The following is a 20,778-nucleotide window of genomic DNA, read 5'->3' on the forward strand; positions in this document are numbered from 1 at the left end:
TTTGATTCTAACAATTATTGGCTAGCAACTAAATAATTAGTCAATAGCGGCTAAATACGCTCGATAGTCACAAATTTATTGACCGCTACTTGAGTGATCACTGACTCTTCGCCATCAGGCCACACCACACGTATACGGGTTATTATTGACGACTTACCTAAACCAAAGTGTGCTTCAACCGGGTTTTGTGAGACATAATTTGTCCCTGATTTTAATTCCCGCATTTGACGAATATCACCACTACTGACATATATCCTTGCCCCTAGGGCCTGAGAATTAGTGGTTGCATCAATCAATTTGATATTGATAAAGTTATTCTGACCCGTCTTACTGCCGCCATTATTACAAAACAACTTAGGTGGCTCATCATGGTTAGCAATATAAATATCTTGATCACCGTCTTTGTCATAATCAAAACATACTAAGCCTCGCCCCATCGACTTGTCATCAATACCGACATCGATGGATGACTCTTTAAAAGTACCATCACCATTAGCAAGAAAGAGTCGAGAAGGATCGTCTAAAAACATTTTTTCAATATTTTCGCCATACATACCATTAACAACAAATAAATCTTGTAAGCCGTCGTTATTGAAATCACTAAAACAAGTCGCCCATGCCCAAGAGCTATGACGAACACCAAGCTCGTCTGTTTTATCAAGAAAAGTGCCATCGCCCTGATTCTGATAAAATCGATTGCCTGGAGACAGCCAACCTAACTTTGCCGGTTCGTCTCGATAAGATATTGCGCTAACAAACCAGTCTAAGTCGCCATCATTGTCGTAGTCAGCTACTGCTGAGCCCATGCCAGTATTATCTGTTATCACTTCATGGTCAGTGATATCGGTAAACGTGCCATCTTTATTGTTTTTGTAAAGACGGGTTTGCGCATAATCTGTTACTAAGAGTAGGTCGACCCAACCATCGTTATTAATATCAGAGAATGTTGCGGTTAAGGTTTTATCGGCATTACTGGTATTTTTTATACCGGCTTCAAAGGTGACATCTGAAAAGGTTGAATCGCCATTATTCTGCCAAAAATAGGCAAAGTAACCGCTACGCTCTTCGGTCCAATGAGTAACAAACAAATCAAGGTCACCATCTTTATCGTAGTCAGCCCAAGTGCCTGAAAAATTATTACCCGGCAGTACCAGACCTGAACTCGCAGTAATGTCTAGGTATTGTTCATTTCCTTGATTAACATAAAGCTTTGCCGCATCGCCACCGACACCACCAACAAATAAATCTAATAAGCCGTCACCATTAAAATCACCAAAAGCAGGACCACTGCCTTTATTTTTTTGAGCAACACCTGAAAAGCTAGCTCGGTCGGTAAAGGTACCATTACCTTGATTTTTTAATAAAACATTGGCTTGCCCTTCACCACCTATCGCGTATAAATCTACCCAACCATCATTGTCAAAATCACCTGCCGCCACACCACCAGACATACCTAATACGCCATCACCATCGGGCATTGAATGGCTAAAGGTAATACCCGCTTGCTGAGAGATTTCCGAAAACTGTAATGATTGCGCACTATTCTCAACGGCATGGCACTGATGACTAGCGCTGCCAATGGCAGCCCGCTCAGTAACCTTTGCAGCAATACCAACAACTTGTGGCCCAATTAAAACAGGTGTTTCAACACCTGTTTTCTCGACAGGCTTATCGTTACTCGCGCTTCCGCCACCACAACCTGATAGCGCAGTAAGTGCGAAGCTTAATAAGAAAAGAAAGGGGTAAACGTAAAGTGATGATCGCGTGTTTTTCATGTGAATACCTATCAATAACTTTATTTATTAATGAGCTTGTCATTAATAAACTGTTGATGATCAGCAAAATTTACTGAACAGCGTTGAATAAACTGGTCTATATGCGCTAAGTCATATTTATGTGCTGCATCAAGAGCCTGCTCGCCAAATTTTTCGGCAAGTTGTTTGTCTTGTGATAACTCAGGAAAAATACCGTAACCGGCAAGCATAGCATGCCAAGAAACTGGTGGGTAAAAACTCACCATACCTGGTTGAATTAGGGCTTTGTTTAAATCATCACCCGCGACCCAGCACTGTACTATTTTCTTTAAATTGTTAGATATATTGGGATTTATGCTATTTTTTCGCCAGTACTCGGTGTCGTCACGCGAACTCAAGCGATAATGAGCGACAATATAATCACGAATGCCATCAAAACGATGATTCATTTTTTCATTAAATCTATCTTGATAAATATTGCTGTACTGACCGAGAGAGAAATCATCAATAAAACCTTCAATACTCTCTTGGACAAAATGTAAAGCGGTCGCTTCAAGGGGCTCAATAAAGCCTTGCGACAAGCCAATAGCGACACAGTTTTTGTGCCAATGTTGTTTGACTCGCCCTACTTTCATTTTTAAGTGACGAACGTCAACGGCTTCATCGACCAATGAAAGTTTTTCTCGTAACTCAAGCTCTGCTTGTTCGCCAGTACAGTGCTCTGAACTATAAACATAGCCGTTTCCAGTGCGGTTAGTTAGCGGAATATCCCACGCCCAACCACATTTCATCGCAGTAGCAATAGTTTGTGAGTTAAGACCTTGCTGAGCGTTTTTATCTCTTGCTACAGAGATGGTCACAGCACTGTCATTAAATAAGTTATCTTTAAAACTGATAAAAGGTACTTTTAATGTTTTTTGTAAAAGTAGGCTGTTAAAGCCTGAGCAATCAACAAAAAAATCACCGGCAATGACCTCGCCGTTATCAAGTGTTAACGATTGAATGTCGCCAGCATCATTTACGTTTACCTCATCAACTTGCGCCAAAATATGCTTAACACCTTTTTTCTGCGCAACTTTGCCTAAAAACTTCCCCAATAAAATGGCATCAAAGTGATAGCCATAGCCAATATCGAAAGGAAAATTATATTCGCCAACCGCAGATTTTTTTTGTTTAGCTAATTGTGCAGACAAAAAGAAACGATCAGGATGACAATCGACGTTAAAGCCTTTACGACGATACTGAGTGTTATAGACAAAGGCAGGAGCAGTATGGGCATCGATAAGCGAAGTAAAAGGATGAAAATAACTTTCAAAACCTACTCGTGTTGACCAGCCATTGAATAATATGCCATTTTTATAGGTCGCATTGCATTGCGGCATCCATTCTTGTTCGGTGACACCTATTTTGTCAAAGAAGCTTTTTAATTGTGGTGTAGAACCTTCACCAACACCAATAACACCGAGCGAAGGAGATTCAATTAACGTTATTGAAACAGGGTGGTTTTGCCACTTTTTAGCCATTAAATTAGCGGTCATCCAACCTGCAGTACCACCACCTAAAATCACCATGTTAAGTTTTTTTGGGGAAGTGCTTTGTGCTGTTTTATCTGGGTGGGCTGAATTTATCATTAATTTTACTGCTTAAAAAATTACCATGACTATCGACAAATAAAAAAGGTGTGGTTTCATCCACACCTTTTTAAGTTTTCATTTACATTGAATAATTAATACCAAAGTAAACCGTGCGACCAAAGTACTGAATTGTTCCGGTACGTGAAGTATCACCAAAGTAAGAAATATTCGGTTCGTCTGTTAAGTTATCAACAGAAACGACTCCTTGTAGATTCTCAGTAAAGTTATACGACATTTGTGCAGAAATAATCGTTTCTTCTTGGAAGTACGCTGATTGTGAATCACCAATCGCAATTTGACGACTCAAGTATTCTGCGCGATGACGAGCACTAACACGCGCGGTGAACAAATCTTCGTAATCATAAAAAAGTGTTGCACTAAATACGCGTGGTGATAAACCTTCGATTGGACCTGGCTGACCATCTTCACCCGGTACATTTGACGGACGTTCGATTTCACTTTCTGTGTAAGAAAAATTGATGTTAGCGCCTAAGCCTTTCCACATATCAGGTAAAAAGGTAAAAGTTTGCGTATATCCAATTTCAATACCACGAATATAACCTGCCTCTGCGTTATTAGCGGCGTGTGAATAAGTGCCATTTTCCCAAACGAGTGGTTCGCCAATGGGCTCCCCAGTTTCGCTATCGTACTCAGCATGCGTCTTGTCATCAGGGATTGCTGGTACAGCAATACCATTAGCCTGATAATCAAAATTCTTATCTGTGGTTGTACCTGGCATGTTTTCAATGTCTTTGTTCCAAATAGCAAAAACAAACGCGCCATCGGTTTCAGAGAAATAATGCTCATAAGAAATATCGATTTGATCTGCATAAAACGGACGTATTGACGGGCTAGTTGAACTGTCTAAATCAATATAGTTTCGACCGTCATCCGCTGAATTAAACCTAAAGTTACCGCTGTTAGCCATTGATGGCATATCTGGACGTGACATAACTTTTGAGTAAGCAAAACGTAATTGGTCGTCTTCTGATAATTGAATATTCAAATTTAAAGATGGTAATAAATCATTATAACTTTCGCTGACTGTTTCACGGCGGAATTCGTCGCTTGTACCGCCAACATCATCATAAATTACATCACCATTACCCGCTCCCACATTGACTAAACCTGTGCTGCTTTGTTTAGAGCCAACATAGCGAAGACCTACATTGCCGCTTAACGGTAAACCAAACAGTTCAGCGTTTAGGTTTAATTGCACGTAAGCTGCGGTAACTTCTTCTTCGACAATATTATTTTGAGTCATTGTCCAGCTATGATTCCAGTCACGTACTGGCGTACGATCAACATTTGGGATCCAAGCATTCAAAATATCGTTGTTGTTAACCGCTAAGAAACTCGGCATACCCGGTAAGTCACCGTTAATACTCGTTACTGTCGAGTTATCATTGGATAATGGAAATGGAGCAAAACGTTCTGTTTCTATCGGGTTACCTTCTTCATCGGTACCTGCATAAGTGATGTATTGACCATTACGCATATTTGCGTCGGTAGTACCATATAAGAAACGTCCACGGCCTAGTTCGTATTCACGTTCCGATAAACGGGCACCAAATTCAACTGAACTAAAGATGTCACTTTCAAGTTGGTAAGCGAAATCAACACGTACAGCATTTGATTCATTTGACTCGATACTTGGATATGACTCTGCACTGGTAACCATCATGTGGTCGGTATCGGTAAAGTCTTGGTTAAAGGCTAAATCAGGGTTTTCTAAGCCATTAAGTTTATAGCTAAAGATGATGTCGTTATCAATAATAGGAGTTGCTGCGCTAGAGTCTTTAAAATAAGCCATACGCATAACTTGATCTTTGCTGGTCTCTTTACCTTGAGAATGGGCAAAATCAACGGTCATTAATAAATCATCATTAATTTCCCATTCACCCTTTAAACCAAATGAGCTTAATTCACTGTTCGTCGTATTATCATCGGCTTGTGTTTGAATATTTAAGCTACGATCAGACCCTTTATAAGGTGGCGCAATGGCATCACCATTAGGATTACGAGAGATGGTACCACCGATAAGTGCGCCGTTAGCAATAAGCGGATCGGTTAAGAGTAAAGACTGTCCTGGACTGGCAATGTTGTTTATGCCTGATATACGTAAACCACGATCCCATTTTTCTGAGTCAAACTTTGAATGAAAACCATCAAATTGGAAACGTAAATCATCACGAGGTTCCCAATTTAACGCCAAAACAAAAGCATCACGACTATCTTCACCACCACGTTCATTAACTTCAAAGCCAGATGAAACTAATAGACTTTCTGGACCGCCATCATATGTTTCTGATAAATCTCGGTCGTCAAATTGATAGTTTACGAAACGGCTCGACACAGTAGGCTGAAACATACCGGCGTATCCCAATGAAAGACCAAGCGTGTCATCTAAGAATTTGGCTTGATAAGAAGCGGTTAAGCGGCGACCAAAGTCAGCAGAATCTTCATTGCCAGCAGCGGCATCATTCCAATTTCCGTGAGCTGAAAAACGAAAACTAGTTTCTTTTTCATTATCTAGCGCATTAGCGGTTTCTAGTTCAATAGTACCGGCAATACCGCCTTCTATAAGCGACGCTTTTTGTGATTTATACACTTGCGCTTGCTTAATTAATTCTGAAGGAAATTGATCAAACTGAACTGAGCGTCCACCTGCTGTTGAAACTTGTTCACGACCATTTAATGTTGAAAATACAAAGCCACCTGATAAACCACGGATATTCAGCTCGCTTGATTGGCCATCGATTCGTACAGAGGTAACACCTGGCAAGCGTGTTAAAGAATCGGCTATAGATACATCGGGTAAACCACCAATGTCGTCAGCTGATATCGCATCAACGACAGTGTCTGAAAAACGTTTAGTGTTTAAAGACTTAATAATACTGCCTCTAAAACCTCTAACTTCAATAACTTCTACTGCATTTTCTTTTTCTTCTAATGTTTTTGGTTTGTTAACGTTAACAGTTTGCGCTTTTACTTCTTCTTGAGCATCTTGAGCAAAACTGGGAACACTAGCAAATGATAAACCCGCAGCTATTAAGCTGAGTGTTAATATATTTGGCTTGAATTTGTTCATTGTTTCATATTCCTAATAATATGTATTATCGAGAAGCCCCTACTTACACTTGCACTATGGTTGATAACGCACAGCGAGTTGGAGTCAATTATTTTTATGAGATATTCCCTATCTATTTATGTTTCAAGATTTACGGTGACAACTTCATAGTAATCATTTTTTGCACAGTTACAACCGATTACCCATCAGCGAACTTTAGTAATAAGATGGTTCTAGAAAGCAAGTAAACTCGTTATTTCCTTTTATTACATAACCTTAAAAAATTAAAGTAAGAATAAAAGCAGATTACTGTAGGTCTTTGAATACGTATTCATAACATCAGCATTAGGTTTTATAGTCAACGCGGCATAACATCGTTCCCCAGTGAAAGGATGATGAAATTAGATTCAACATAACCTGAAGCTACTTTTTAATGGATGATTAAGACCGTTTTTTGATTACGTGACAGTAACAATATAAAGCAATAACAATTATTAAAATAAAAACAACGTACTAAGTTTGCTATATAAATAACGGCTTAGCACCTTATCAACATTTAAGTGGAGATGTCATTTATGACTGGTTATATGAAACAATTATCGTTTGCTACGTTAGCCGTATTGGTTAGTGTATTAGCAGGCTGTGGAGGAAGTGATGAAAGTAATGCTGTTACTGAATCCCCTCTTTGGTGTAAGTCACCAGAAACAATTAACGAAACAGGTAATGCATGTGAATTAGTAATTACCCCCTGTAATTACCCTGAAGTTGCCAACCCTGACACTCAACTTTGTGAAATGAGCAAAGAGGCATGGATTGATGGCTCTAACGGTATCACTATGCCCGTACCAGCTTACACACCAGCGGCAAACGAATTAGTTATTTACTTTCAATTTGAAACACCAACTGATGGCAGCGCGATAGATTATAACCTTGCCGGTTTGCACGCTTGGAATAACGCTGACTGTAACTCCTATGCAGATTTTGATCGTCCTGAAGGGACCACACCTTGGGGCTCTTCATTAGCATGGACAGGTATTGATGATAATTTTGGCGCCTATTGGGTAATGAATACTATCGATCCACCTAATTGTATTAACTTTATTGTTTACGATGCTATTGGTTCAGTTAAATTTTCAGGTGAAGATGATATTCTTGTTGATATAAGCACAGTTAATACCGGTGAATTATTCTTACTAGAAAAAGAAACCACTATCTTTCCGTTCCCAAGAACGTTTGCCTCTTTAGTTGTTCCTGGTGGCTCAACACCGGCACCTTTAGAGTGTGAAGCGCCACTTATAGCTAATGAAGCGGGTGACGAGTGTGTAACCGACCCAGATGCAGTGCCAACTATTGTTGATGGCGCAGCTGAACTTTATTTACGCGGCCTCATTGACTGGGAAACCACAGACGACAGCAATAAATTTGTTTACTCTGAAGGTGTCTACACGATGGCACTAGCCGTTACGGGCTCAGCGACAGCTTATAATTTCAAAGTTGCTGATGCAGATTGGAATGTTATCAATGCCTTTGGCGCAAGTGAAGGTGATGAAACAGTCGTTCTTGGCGAAAGTAAAACATTGATTGCCAGTGAAGAGCTAGGTAAAAACATTAGCCTTACCATTCCTAACAACGGTAACTACCAGTTCATTTTAGATATTTCAGATACTGAAGCACCAACGTTAACCGTTATTGAAGTTGCTTATGACAAAGTACTTTATGTTAAAGGCGACATGAACGAATGGGCTAATGCCCTTCCTATGGTATATAAGGGTGAAAATATCTACACCTCTTTACATCCATTAGAAATGCAAGATTATGCCTTTAAAGTGGCTGATGCTAATTGGACTGATGCGACTAATTTCGGTATTGCTACCGAAGGTGCCGTTGTGCCACTTGATACCGCCACCACATTAGTTTTTGGTGAAGATGTTGCTCAAAACATTAATTTCACTGCCGCTGCAGCGGGTACTTATCGATTTATACTTGATGCCACCAATAAAGGTGCCCCAATATTAACGATTGAGAATGCAGTACCTTATTCAGGTCGCACTTTGTATTTAAAAGGTGACATGAACGATTGGTCAACTACACCTAACTTTGACTTTGCACTTACCGACACCACTTACGTGGTAAATGCATTGATTGATAACACTAAAAAGTATGGCTTTAAAATAGCGTCAGATGGCTGGGAAAACGATTCTACTATGGGTGCTTTTGCTGGCGAAGGTGATGTTGTTATCGGTGAAGAAAAATTATTAACCTTGCCGGGTGAAGATAATATTGCCATTGAAGTGACTGAAAATAAAATATTAACCTTCACTTTAGATGCGACTGATTTCACCGCGCCTAAATTAACAGTAACCGAAGCGCCTGCCCCTTACCAAGAACGTACTATGTACCTTAAAGGCGACATGAATGGATGGGCTACCGAAGAGGCTTATATACTAACTTATGCTGCAGGTATTTATACAATAGAAACGTTATTACCCGTTCGTAGCTATAATTTTAAAATTGCCTCTGCTGATTGGGAAGAAGACTCTACGGTTGGCGGTGTTGTTGATGATAATATCTTAACCGCCGGTGAAGCAAAAACCTTAACATTACCCGGTGCTGATATTACTTTTGATGTAACTAAAGAAGCGACTTATGTCTTTACATTGAACGCAATTAACCCATCAAGACCTATGTTAACGATTACTGAGAAAACCAACTAATCAAATAAATTTACTATTGATGTAGTAAATGCATCTCATTGTAAAAACCGTGATTTATCACGGTTTTTTTATGCCTATAATTCCCTTATCAATCGTCAACAAAACGTGGCTAAACAGTAAATAAAAGGTCATTAATCTGTCTTGAATACGTATGTAATGGCTATTCATTAACCAGTCTACTCTTTAGTATGAAGGAATAATTAAAAATAATATTTATCTAGCGTAGCTCAAATGTGCAACAGATAAATATTGCATAAACCTAAGAGTGATAAGATGACAATAATTCAATTTAAAAAGGTTGCCCTTATAGCAACGGTTACCACCGCATTAAGTGCTTGTGGCGGTGGAGGCAGTGATGGTGGTGATAAAGTTAATATACCTGACAAGGTGAACAATGCGCCAACTATGACGAATTTCAGCCATGAAATTATTGAATCATCACCTAAGGAAATCGTTTATTCATGGTCTGTTACCGATAGTGACGGCGATGCATTATCTTGTCAATTATCTCCAGGCAATGGCTTTACAACAGTGACCATCGCTGATTGTGCAAACAATACTTCAACAACCGTGACCTCATCAGGCGCAGGAAACTATCAGGCAAGCTTGACTGTTACCGACCCGAGTAATGCTAGTGCTACTGCTAGCCTGACCTTTGATATTGCTACAGCGGGATTACCAGCGCCAATAGTTACTGCAGGTGATAACGAATTAGTCATTTTCTATAACCGTGCGGACGCAACTTACAGCGATTGGATCATACATTTATGGAACAACGAGACTTGTGACGCTTATGCCAACGCCGATACTGACTGGGCAACGGGGCAAGCACAAACAGGGCTAGATCCAAATTACGGCGCTTACTGGCTTATCGATTTAAAAGCAGGTTATGGCGATTGTGCTAACTTTATTGTTCATAAAGGTGATGATAAAGACTTAGGTGGCATCGACCATCAAGCTGATTTAAGCGGCGATCGCATGACTTGGACACTATCAGGTATCAGTGATGTATATACCCAGGCGACCTTACTTCCAACAGGCATATTAATTAACGATGTTGCTGCGCACTGGGCCAATGAAAATACCGTTTTTTGGAACGCCGGTACCAACGTAGCTAAAGTACGCATTTATAGTTCAGCCACTGACGACTTAGCTTTTGATGGTGAAAACGGTATTTCTGGAGATAACTACCTTGAGTACCTACCCGCAGCTGGTGGCGAACACCCTGCGATTTCACTTAATATGCCTCGCTATAAAGATTTAGCAGCATTTACCGCAACATCAGCATCGGTAAGTAAAGCCAAATCAATGCTTAGCGGTAAATTATTGGCAATTTCATATGCGAGTGACGATTCACTTATCGCCGCAACTTACCTACAAACACCCCGTATCTTAGACGCTTTATATACCTCAGCAAATAACGATGCTAACGAAGCAGATTTAGGTATTATTTACAGTGCTAGCGAGATAAGCGCTAAACTTTGGGCACCGACAGCACAGCAAGTTACCCTTAAGGTGTACAACGCAAGTAAAGCTTTACAGTCAAGCCATGCGATGTCCCTTGACGCAGCAACAGGTATTTGGTCATTTACCGCGCCAAACACAGTAGACCGCTTATTTTATCGCTATGAGTTAACTGTTTATCATCAACAAAATCAGCGTATTGAAACAATTGAAGCCACAGACCCTTACTCGGTTTCTTTATCAACCAATGGCGATTTTTCTCAGTTTGTTAATTTAGCTGATAGTGATTTAAAACCCATCGGATGGGACAGTCACACCGTTCCTGAAGTTGTTAACCCTGAAGACAGTGTTATATATGAAGGCCACATACGTGACTTTAGTATTTTAGACGCCAGCACCCGTGTAGAAAACCGAGGTAACTACCTTGCCTTTACCGAAGAAACCTCTGTACCCGTAACACATTTAAAATCTCTTGCTGACGCAGGCTTAACACACTTTCAACTATTACCCGCCAACGATATTGCCAGCATAAATGAAGATGCCGTTAATCGTATTAACCTTGATAATACCGTCAGCGAATTATGTGCTAAGAAAAGTGACGCGCCTGTTTGTGGTGTTGAAAATGCTAGTGATACATTAGCCGAGGTATTCGCCAGTTACGACCCGACCAGCACAGCTGCACAAGCGCTTGCCGAATCATTGCGAGGCTTAGACAGCTTTAATTGGGGTTATGATCCTGAACACTTCACAACGCCCGATGGTAGTTATTCATCAAATCCTGACGGTGTCGCTCGCATAACTGAAATGCGTGCGATGAACCAAGCTTTGCACGAAATGGGCTTACGTGTTGTTTTAGATGTTGTTTACAACCACACTAACTCTTCGGGTTTATGGGAAAACTCAGTGCTTGATAAAGTAGTACCCGGTTACTATCACCGCCGTGATTTAACCTCAGGTAATGTTGAAACAGCAACTTGTTGCCAAGATACCGCGCCTGAACATGAAATGATGCATAAACTCATGCAAGACTCATTACTTACTTGGTCACAAGCCTATAAGTTTGATGGCTTTCGTTTTGACATCATGAGTAATAATTCAAAAGCATCGATTTTAAGTGCTCGCACCGCTGTACAAGCAATAGACACCGACAACTATTTCTACGGTGAAGGTTGGACGCGTGATGATAAAGGCTATCAACAAGCGGATCAAAATAATATGACGGGTTCGCAAATCGGTACGTTTAACGATCGACCTCGCGACATTATTCGCAGTGCCTCTTTATTTAAAAGTACTGGTAGTTTAAATGACCAAGACATTATTCGCTTAGGACTTGCTGGTACCCAAAAAGATTATCAACTACAAGATAAGAATGACAACATCAAAGCGGGTAGTACATTTAGTAAACCTTCTTACGGAAAAGACCCTGCCGACATCATTAACTATGTCTCAAAACATGATAATGAAACCTTATGGGATCAACTGCAATATGGCATTGAAACCGAAGTTAGTCTTAATGATCGCGTGCGCATACAAAATATTTCTGGGACTTTGCCGTTAATCAGTCAAGGTATTCCGTTTTTCCAACTGGGTGGTGATTTACTGCGCTCAAAATCAATGGACCGAAACACTTATGATGCCGGTGACTGGTTCAATAGAGTTGATTTCACTATGAGTACCAATAACTGGAATGTCGGCTTGCCACTTGCGCAAGACAATGAAAGTAAATGGTCGTTGATGACAGCACTGATCAATAATAGCGAAACAGCGCCACAAGCCAGTGATATTGAATTCTCATCAAATATATTTAAAGAGTTTTTGAGTATTCGCGCCTCAAGCCCTTTGTTTAGGTTAACCACGCAAGCTGATATTAGTGCACGTTTAGGTTTTCATAATACCGGTAGCGAACAGACTCAGGGCTTAATTGTGATGAGTATTGATGATGGTAACGGTCTAACTGACCTTGATGAGAATATTGATGCACTTGTTGTGGTGATAAACGGCACTGCATCCGCGCAATCACAAAGTATTTTAACTGCGACCGGCTTTGAGTTGCACAGCGTACAACAAAGCTCTGCCGATACTAATGTTCAAACAGCATCATTTGTTGAGGCTTCAGGAAAAGGCACCTTCACTGTACCTGCGTTAACTACTGCAGTCTTTGTAAAACCACAAGCAATGGCACAAGGCGTTGGTTTAGCAGCTGATGCGACCTTAAATGCGCCTGACCCCGCACCTTATGGCGAGACAAGTATTTACCTACGTGGGTCAATGAATAATTGGGGTGACGACGGTTTAACAGCAATCGATATGTTTACTTATCAAGGGAACGGCGACTATGTGATTGATTTCACCTTGGCGGTTGGCACGCATATTTTTAAAGTGGGTTCTGATGATTGGGCGGCTGTAAACCTCGCCTTTAGTGATGTCACCTTCACTGATAACTCAATAACAGCATCGGCCGATAACAGTGGTAATATAGAAATAACCACCACGACTGCTGGTAATTATAACTTTAGCTTAAATGCCAGCACATCGACGCCAAGCTTAACGATTGTGACCAAAAACACCACAGTAGATTGTGCTGCTTTAGTTGATTCAAGCGACGACATTCCTTTTGATATTAATGGTAGTGGCCAACTCTTTGTTCGTGGCGATCATTCAGCGTGGAATGCCACTGAAGAGTTTCGATTACATTACAAAGGCAATAACCAGTATCAAGCCGTAGCTGAATTTGACGGGGCAATGCAATTTAAACTGGCTTCAGATGACGGCAGTTGGACCACACAATTGTGGGTACAAGAAAACGATAGTAACGATATTGAAGGGGAGAATTTAGCCTTAGGTATCAATTACCCTGTTGCTTATAATAACGCTGGCGACGCCAATAACAATACGACACTGGCGGCAGGCTCATACAGCTTTTTACTAACACTCTACAGCGCAAACCCAAGTAAAGGCTATAATGTTGGCCGTTTAGCGATACAAGAATGTCAGCCATAGTCATCAGGTAAGTTAATCGAACAGCTTAAGTACTTAAGCTGGGCTAACACTATAGAAAGCGCTGAGGATGAATATTCTTGGCGCTTTTTTATGGGGAAATAACTTGTCAGCAGATTGGCTGAATACGTATGTAAAAATTAGAATAAACTGTTTATATTGCTGATAAATGCGTAACTTATTAACATCATTAATTTACTTTGTTATTTATCCTTATGCGTATTTCTTTAGCTCGTTTTCGACAATTAAGCCTAATCATTATCACAACGACATGTCTAAGCTCATGTCAGCATGATCAAAGTATACCAACAAGAACCCAGCTTACAGAAACGAGCGTAAAGTCAGCAGCAGTTTCTCCTTTAGTAAGCCAAGACTTTTCTGCACATTGGCTGACCCCAGAACTGCTTTTATTACCTGAAGATAATTTACATCAACAACATACGTTAACTTTTGATGATGGCGGACATATTGAAAAAGCCACACTTACGCCCTTCACAGGAGAAATAAATCGTCTGCTTATCCCCAAACATTTACGTTCATTTAATGTATTTGAGGTAAAGCTGGCTACTAATAAGATTAAAAAAGCACTGAAAAATAAAATATATGTCAGTTCTGCAAGCAAGGGCACAAATTCAAAACACACAGCACAGGTACAAACAGCTCAATTATTGGATGTTTTGTTTACCTCACAAAGTAACGACGCTAATGAGCTAAATAATTTAGGGGCCACTCTCAGTAAAGATTCTATTGAGTTTGCACTGTGGGCACCGACCGCAAAACAGGTAACCTTATTAGCGTTTAATAAAGACAAGCAAGCGACGCATGTTGTGCCACTTAAAGAAGATAGCAATACCGGTATTTGGTCTGGTGCAGTTATTAATACTCAACAAGAAGTCTACTACCAATATCAGCTGACAATATATCACCCGGCTAGCGATAAAATTGAAACATTAACCACCACAGATCCCTATTCCTTAAGCCTTTCAACAAATAGTGAATATTCACATGTTATCAATTTAGACGACTCAAAAAACAAACCTAATGGCTGGGAATTACAGCAAGATGTTTTAATTAAGAACCCTGAAGATAATATTTTTTATGAAACCCACATTCGTGATTTTAGTGCCCACGATCCGCAACTTTCATCACCTGCTGTTCGTGGAAAGTACGCCGCTTTCAGCGAAAAAAATAGCGCTGGCATTAAACACTTTAAGGATCTACAAAAAGCAGGTATTAACAATATTCATCTACTGCCCACCTTTGATATTGGTACCGCTAACGAAAATGACACACAAGTTATTGATCTAAATAATCCTATTAGCAAACTTTGCCAACTCGTGCCCGAACATAAGCTTTGTCGGCTCGAAGACCAAGAAATGACGATACAAGAATATTTAGAAACACTTCCCTCTGCAACACAGGAGCGCCAAGCGATAGTCAGTTCTCTTAGAGAAATTGATAATTACAATTGGGGCTACGATCCTTTCCATTATACTGTTCCAGAGGGCAGTTACGCTCAAAACCCTGAAGGCTCAGCACGTATTATTGAATTTCGTCAAATGGTACAAAGTATTCATAATCTAGGCTTTCGCGTCATCATGGATGTCGTTTATAACCATACTCATCAAGCAGGGCTAGCGCCAACGGCTGTGCTTGATAAAATTGTCCCTAATTATTATCATCGTCTTGACCCTATCAGCGGAAAAATCGCACAATCAACCTGTTGTGATAACACTGCCACAGAAAATGTCATGATGGAAAAGTTAATGACAGACTCATTAGTTGTTTGGGCAAGAGACTACAAAATTGACGGCTTTCGCTTCGACCTTATGGCACACCAACCCAAATCAGCGATGCTTAAAGCCAAAAAAGCAGTACAAGCGGTTGATAAAGACACCTACTTTTATGGCGAAGGTTGGAATTTTGGTGAGGTAGCGAATAATCAGCGCTTTACGCAAGCTAGCCAATTAGCATTGGCTGGCACAGAAATCGGTACCTTTACCGACCGTTTACGCGATGCAGTTCGCGGTGGAGCCTTTAGCGCCAGTGGCGATGATATTCGTAAAAGCCAAGGTATCGGCAGTGGTTTAAGCACTATGCCTAATGAATTAGTGGATCGAGTCGAATCAAGAAAAGCTTATCTACTCGCCGCAGATCAATTACGTATTGGTTTAGCCGCTAATTTAGCTAACTTCCCTCTTAAAAATGCTCAAGATAAACACGTTACCGGTAAAGAAATTCCTTATGGTGACCAACCAACCGGTTATGCACTAGACCCTGCCGATACCATTAACTATGTATCTAAGCACGATAACCAAACATTATGGGACAATAATCAATACCGCTTACCTTTTAATACCTCAACAAAAGATCGCGTACGTATTCACTTACAATCACTGTCCTTTGCTATATTCGCACAGGGCATTCCATTCTTACATATGGGATCAGAGTTTTTACGTTCGAAGTCATTTTTACGCGACAGTTACGACTATGGTGATTGGTTTAATAAAGTCGATTTTACCAAGCAAAGCAATAATTATAATGTTGGTTTACCGCCAGCAGATAAAGACCAAGCAAACTGGCCACTGATTAAAAAAGTTCTAGCAAAAAATGAAGGGCGAGATATTGTTAGCCCAACTGACATCGAGTTTAGTGCAGAAGTGTTTAAAGAGTTTATTAGTCTGCGCATGAGTACCCCCCTTTTTCGTCTTACCAACAGTGAACAAATAATAGAGCGTGTAAAATTTCACAATACCGGTAAAGCACAACAAATTGGCTTAATTGTGATGAGCATCGATGATGCCGAAAAATATCAGCAAGTAGATGCTGAGATATCAGCGCTCGTTGTTATTTTTAATACTAGCACCACCGCTAAAACAATCCCTTTTAAAGAGGCAGCACAATATCAATTGCACCCTATTCAACAACAGGGCGTTGATAGTGTTGTTAAAGAGAGTAGTAGCGATGAAAACAGCTTTTTTGTTCCAGCACTAACCACCAGTGTTTTTATCAAAGAGCAATAGTGCGCTATCGTTAGCGGCTAGTAATGATTTTATTTACTTAATCATAAAGTAAAGTCTTACTAGCCCTACTTCTCGCCTTAAAAAAATCCCGCCTAGAGCAACCCTCTCAGTGTATATCAACAATAAACTTTAAATGTAGTGAGCCTTGAGTCAAAATTTAAATATGACCTAATAAATGTGGCTGATGTTGTAGCAAGTGTGGCTACTGTGGCTACTCCAATCTTAGCCGATGAACGCGATGAGATGACTTTAGAAGAAGTAAAAATTGAAATTATCAACTTGGATGTTTATCGGTTTATCTATTTTATTTTTTGTGCGGTTTAGCCCTTATAACTTGTCGCACTATCTGCTCGTTATACTCATCGTAAAAAACACGTCGACTTAATAACAATTTATTTACGATATTAATTTACGATAAGTTTTCTTTTGAACAGATGGTGAACACAAGGAAATACTATCTTTTACTGTAACCTAAAACAGTATTTTAGCGGTATTTTGATGAATAAAACTACCACCTCATATATTGATCTATCGCGTCAAATAAACTGTATAATATGCTATTATTAAATATTAACTACTCATTAAATACTATATGACTATGGCCAGAAAAAATCTTCGTATCCGTGAAAAAACAATCTTTGACGGTATTTTTAGTAAATACATTTTAAAATTCGTTTTTAGTTTTTGGTTTAAAATTTCGGGCTGGAAATTATGCACAGCCACTCCCGAAGGTGCTGGTATTACTATTGCAGCACCGCACACATCGAATTGGGATTTTGTTTATGCGCTTGGCGCTGCGATATTGCAAGATGTGAAAATATATTTTTCTATTAAAGACAGCATGTGCCGCATACCTCTTTTAGGTCGTTGGTTGATGTACCTTGGCGCTATGCCTATTGATCGTTCATCTACAGGCTTAGGGCAAGTTGAACAAATCAAGCAATTTATTGAAACACAAAAAGGTAAACGAGTATTTTTCTTATTTACTCCAGAAGGTACAAGAGGTGGAGTAGCAAAATGGAAAACAGGCTTTTACCATGTTGCTCAAGGATGTGGATTACCCATTTTTTTAGCCAAAGTCGATTACCTCAGTAAAGAAACAGGTGTTTTTCACATCTTTAAACTGACCAATAATAAAGACGATGATATTCAAGCGATGCAAGCCTCTTATAAAAGTGTTTATGGAAAATATCCCACCAAACAATTTCCCCCTTATCAAGGAGCCATGCCAAGCATAGGTGATAAAGAAGCGGCAATTATTCGTGCACTTTACGCCATTAACTCTATTAAAGGTGTTGCGACTAAAATGGAAATAAGTGCAAAAGCAAAAATGGGTGAACTGTCGAATACAATGTTCGATTTTTTAATTGATAACGGGCTTGTTGAACAAGGATTTTTAGAAAGAGCTGAAATTACCTACCGGTTAACTCTAGCGGGCAAAGGCTGTTATTTACATTTGTATTCGCAAGATGACTCACTTGTTATACCTAACGGATAAACGATGACTACGAAGAGTGCTTATTACCAACCATCTAAAAATTAATGCCTGTCGTTATTAAGTCTTATTAGTTACGTTAATTTGGTTTAGTAACACGTTGAAGGCTTGATAACGCCTTCAACGCCAATAACTTTGAACATAAAAGACTTTTCGCTAATATTTTACTATCTAGATAAAGGATAATAAATAAACATGACACTAACCGCTATTATTCCTTCATTTCGCCTACCTTTCTTAATATTAGCCCCTATTTGTGTTTTTCTGGGTGCTAGTATTAGTTATATGGAACAAAGTGCGGTTGATTATGCCGTATTAGCCATTGCCTTTTTAGGGGCGATCTCTGCGCACATTGCGGTTAATACCATTAATGAATATCAAGACTACGTCAGCGGATTAGATCTGAAAACAATTAGAACCCCCTTTAGCGGTGGTAGCGGTTTATTATCTCAGCATCCAGAGTTACTTCCTGGGGTAAAAAGAGCCGCGATTGTCACAACCCTTTTAACCTTTCTGATTGGTGTTTATTTCGTCACCCTTTATGGCGTAGCAGTAATTGCCTTAGTGCCGATGGGATTACTTGGATTAGCCATTATTATTAGTTACACAAAGTGGATTAATAAATGGCCCATTATCTGTTTAGTTGCCCCTGGTCTTTGTTTTGGTTTACTGATGGTGGCAGGTACCCAAGTTATTTTATCTGGCCATTTTTCAACAACACCTTGGCTAATAGGTTTGATCCCTTTTTTTCTTATTAACAACTTATTACTTTTAAACCAATATCCTGATATTGATGCTGATAAAAGTATTGGTCGAAATCATTTTCCTATTGCCTTTGGCATAAAAGCAAGCAACACCATTTTTTTCATCTTTTCGGTGTTCTCAACGTTATTACTTGGCTTTTTTATTAGCCAAAAGCTATTACCAACACTAAGTGCAATGGCGTTTATTCCACTGGCATTGGCCTTTGTCGCTTTATATGGTGCAATAAAATTTAAAGAAAACATTGGTCAACACCCTATATACCTTGCTTACAATGTTAGTTGTGCATTACTGACACCATTAACGATAGCAATCACCGTTTTCCTTAACTAATTGTAGAAGTTGAATAACGTTGGAAACTGAAGTTATTACGTTTAAGCACCGAATATACCTTTCAAAAAATTTAATCAAACGCTGAAATAGCTAACTTCTAAAATATAACTCTAAGGGCAGTAGTTGCCAAAAAAAGACCTTTCCTAACACCCTAATCAGTACCAAAACTGTCTTATCTGATACGGCAGCGGACTTTCCCCACAGATAAAAAGACGCATTGTTTGACTATAAATATTACCAATTAATCGAATAACCTGACTGGAAAAATGCCACCATTGCCGGCGTCACTATGTTGCATTGGGATGACTGTATTTGTGCCGTGGCATTAAATAAAGATTAAAACGAGCGTTTGAATTTATGGATCAAGCTTGTTATAAGTAAACAACAAAAAACTAATGATCTTTATAAAATGAAATTGCACCAAATTGAAGGCTATATTCAATCTATTTACCTCGTAGAATATTCTGAAAAATTATTGTTACTCGATGGTTGCTGCCGTGCAGATGTCGAAACCATTCAGACTTTTATAACAGAAGAATTACAACGTCCATTTTCGGACCTTAAACTCATAGTCGTCACACATATGCATCCAGATCATGCTGGAGCAGCTCATGTATTGAGAAAAAAAACTGGTTGTAAAATTGCCATTGCTAATGTTTCTGGGCATTGGTACACAGGTGTAGACGGATTATTAATGCACTTGACCGATATGGCATTAACTCGCTGGGTTGCGAAACGTAAAAATAAACCAGCAAAAAACCTTTGGTACTCCTCCAAATTAAAGCCCGACATAAAAATAAATGATGGTGAAGTTTTACCCGGCTTTGCTGAATGGCAAGTCATTTATACTCAAGGGCATACCGACAGAGATATCTCTTTGCTACACCAACCAAGTCAACTTATTTATGTAGCTGATCTAATGGTGGAAGTAAAAGGACGATTTATTCCGCCTTTTCCCGTTTTTTATCCCAATCGCTATAAAAGCTCACTGACTAAATTACATAATCTTCAACCTAAATCCATTTTGCTTGCGCATGGCGGTGAGGTTCAACTTAGCGATGATGACTACCAACACCTCTTGTCCAAAGCTCCAGATTTACCTTTAACTCATTGGCGCTCTGTTAAAGCTAAACTGCGAAAAATATTTACATAGCTTTATAAGGTATTATTTAGTCACACAGAAATATCCCCAATTAAGCCACCCATAATAACCTGTTTGTTTTTTCAATATCCCCCATTAAGCCACCCATAATAAACCGTTCAATTTTCCAACAATAAACTACACTTAGTTTACCCTCTTATAAGTGTGGTGATTGTCATGCCTAAGCCTCGTTCACAACAAATCAGTTTACCTGATACGCCGTATTATCATATTTGCAGTCAAACCGTTCGAAAAGCCTTTTTATGTGGTGTTGATCAAGAAACCGGTGTCAGTTATTCGCACAGGCGTCATTGGATTGAACATCGCATTTTTACATTATCTCAGTTGTTTGCTATTTATATTTTTTCTTACGTTTTCATTAATAATACCT

The 20,778-nt window shown here is 39.5% G+C and carries 9 protein-coding genes and 1 pseudogene; 7 read left to right on the forward strand and 3 right to left on the reverse strand.

The genetic code is table 11. The features are described 5' to 3' along the window. Nucleotides 1-50: 50 nt before the first annotated feature. The 3 genes from H4J69_RS12635 to H4J69_RS12645 all read right to left on the reverse strand — a co-directional run bounded on the left by H4J69_RS12635 (nucleotide 51) and on the right by H4J69_RS12645 (nucleotide 6,479). Complete coding sequence (locus H4J69_RS12635; RefSeq protein ID WP_182244494.1) at nucleotides 51-1,775, reverse strand: CRTAC1 family protein; 1,725 nt, start codon at nucleotides 1,773-1,775, stop codon at nucleotides 51-53. A gap of 20 nt (nucleotides 1,776-1,795) precedes the next feature. Next, nucleotides 1,796-3,385 (reverse strand): tryptophan halogenase family protein, encoded by a 1,590-nt coding sequence (locus H4J69_RS12640; protein ID WP_259367751.1) that lies wholly within the window; start codon nucleotides 3,383-3,385, stop codon nucleotides 1,796-1,798. Between the two features lie 82 nt (nucleotides 3,386-3,467). After that, nucleotides 3,468-6,479 carry a TonB-dependent receptor gene (locus tag H4J69_RS12645; protein ID WP_182222337.1) on the reverse strand — a complete coding sequence of 1,004 codons (3,012 nt, stop codon included), beginning with the start codon at nucleotides 6,477-6,479 and terminating at the stop codon, nucleotides 3,468-3,470. A 554-nt stretch (nucleotides 6,480-7,033) separates the two neighbouring features. Here H4J69_RS12645 and H4J69_RS12650 point away from each other — a divergent pair. From H4J69_RS12650 to H4J69_RS12680, 7 genes and pseudogenes are all read left to right on the forward strand, one after another. Continuing rightward, complete coding sequence (locus tag H4J69_RS12650) at nucleotides 7,034-9,172, forward strand: pullulanase-associated domain-containing protein (protein WP_182222338.1); 2,139 nt, start codon at nucleotides 7,034-7,036, stop codon at nucleotides 9,170-9,172. A 273-nt stretch (nucleotides 9,173-9,445) separates the two neighbouring features. Continuing rightward, nucleotides 9,446-13,636 (forward strand): alpha-1,6-glucosidase domain-containing protein, encoded by a 4,191-nt coding sequence (locus H4J69_RS12655; protein ID WP_182244493.1) that lies wholly within the window; start codon nucleotides 9,446-9,448, stop codon nucleotides 13,634-13,636. A gap of 212 nt (nucleotides 13,637-13,848) precedes the next feature. After that, nucleotides 13,849-16,656: a pullulanase-type alpha-1,6-glucosidase gene (gene pulA / locus H4J69_RS12660; RefSeq protein ID WP_182244492.1), complete on the forward strand. Its 2,808-nt coding sequence runs from the start codon at nucleotides 13,849-13,851 to the stop codon at nucleotides 16,654-16,656. Nucleotides 16,657-17,254: 598 nt separating this feature from the next. Beyond that, on the forward strand, nucleotides 17,255-18,154 hold the full coding sequence (locus tag H4J69_RS12665) for a 1-acyl-sn-glycerol-3-phosphate acyltransferase (RefSeq protein ID WP_182214119.1): 900 nt from the start codon (nucleotides 17,255-17,257) through the stop codon (nucleotides 18,152-18,154). A gap of 192 nt (nucleotides 18,155-18,346) precedes the next feature. Continuing rightward, on the forward strand, nucleotides 18,347-19,246 hold the full coding sequence (locus H4J69_RS12670) for a prenyltransferase (RefSeq protein WP_182214121.1): 900 nt from the start codon (nucleotides 18,347-18,349) through the stop codon (nucleotides 19,244-19,246). Nucleotides 19,247-19,655: 409 nt separating this feature from the next. Then, nucleotides 19,656-20,399, forward strand: a complete 744-nt coding sequence (locus H4J69_RS12675) for an MBL fold metallo-hydrolase (protein WP_182214123.1) — start codon at nucleotides 19,656-19,658, stop codon at nucleotides 20,397-20,399. 165 nt (nucleotides 20,400-20,564) lie between these two features. Further along, nucleotides 20,565-20,778: pseudogene (locus tag H4J69_RS12680) on the forward strand (transposase); the annotation flags it as partial.

It is taken from the genome of Colwellia sp. BRX10-9, assembly GCF_014077405.1.
Classification (GTDB): domain Bacteria; phylum Pseudomonadota; class Gammaproteobacteria; order Enterobacterales; family Alteromonadaceae; genus Colwellia_A.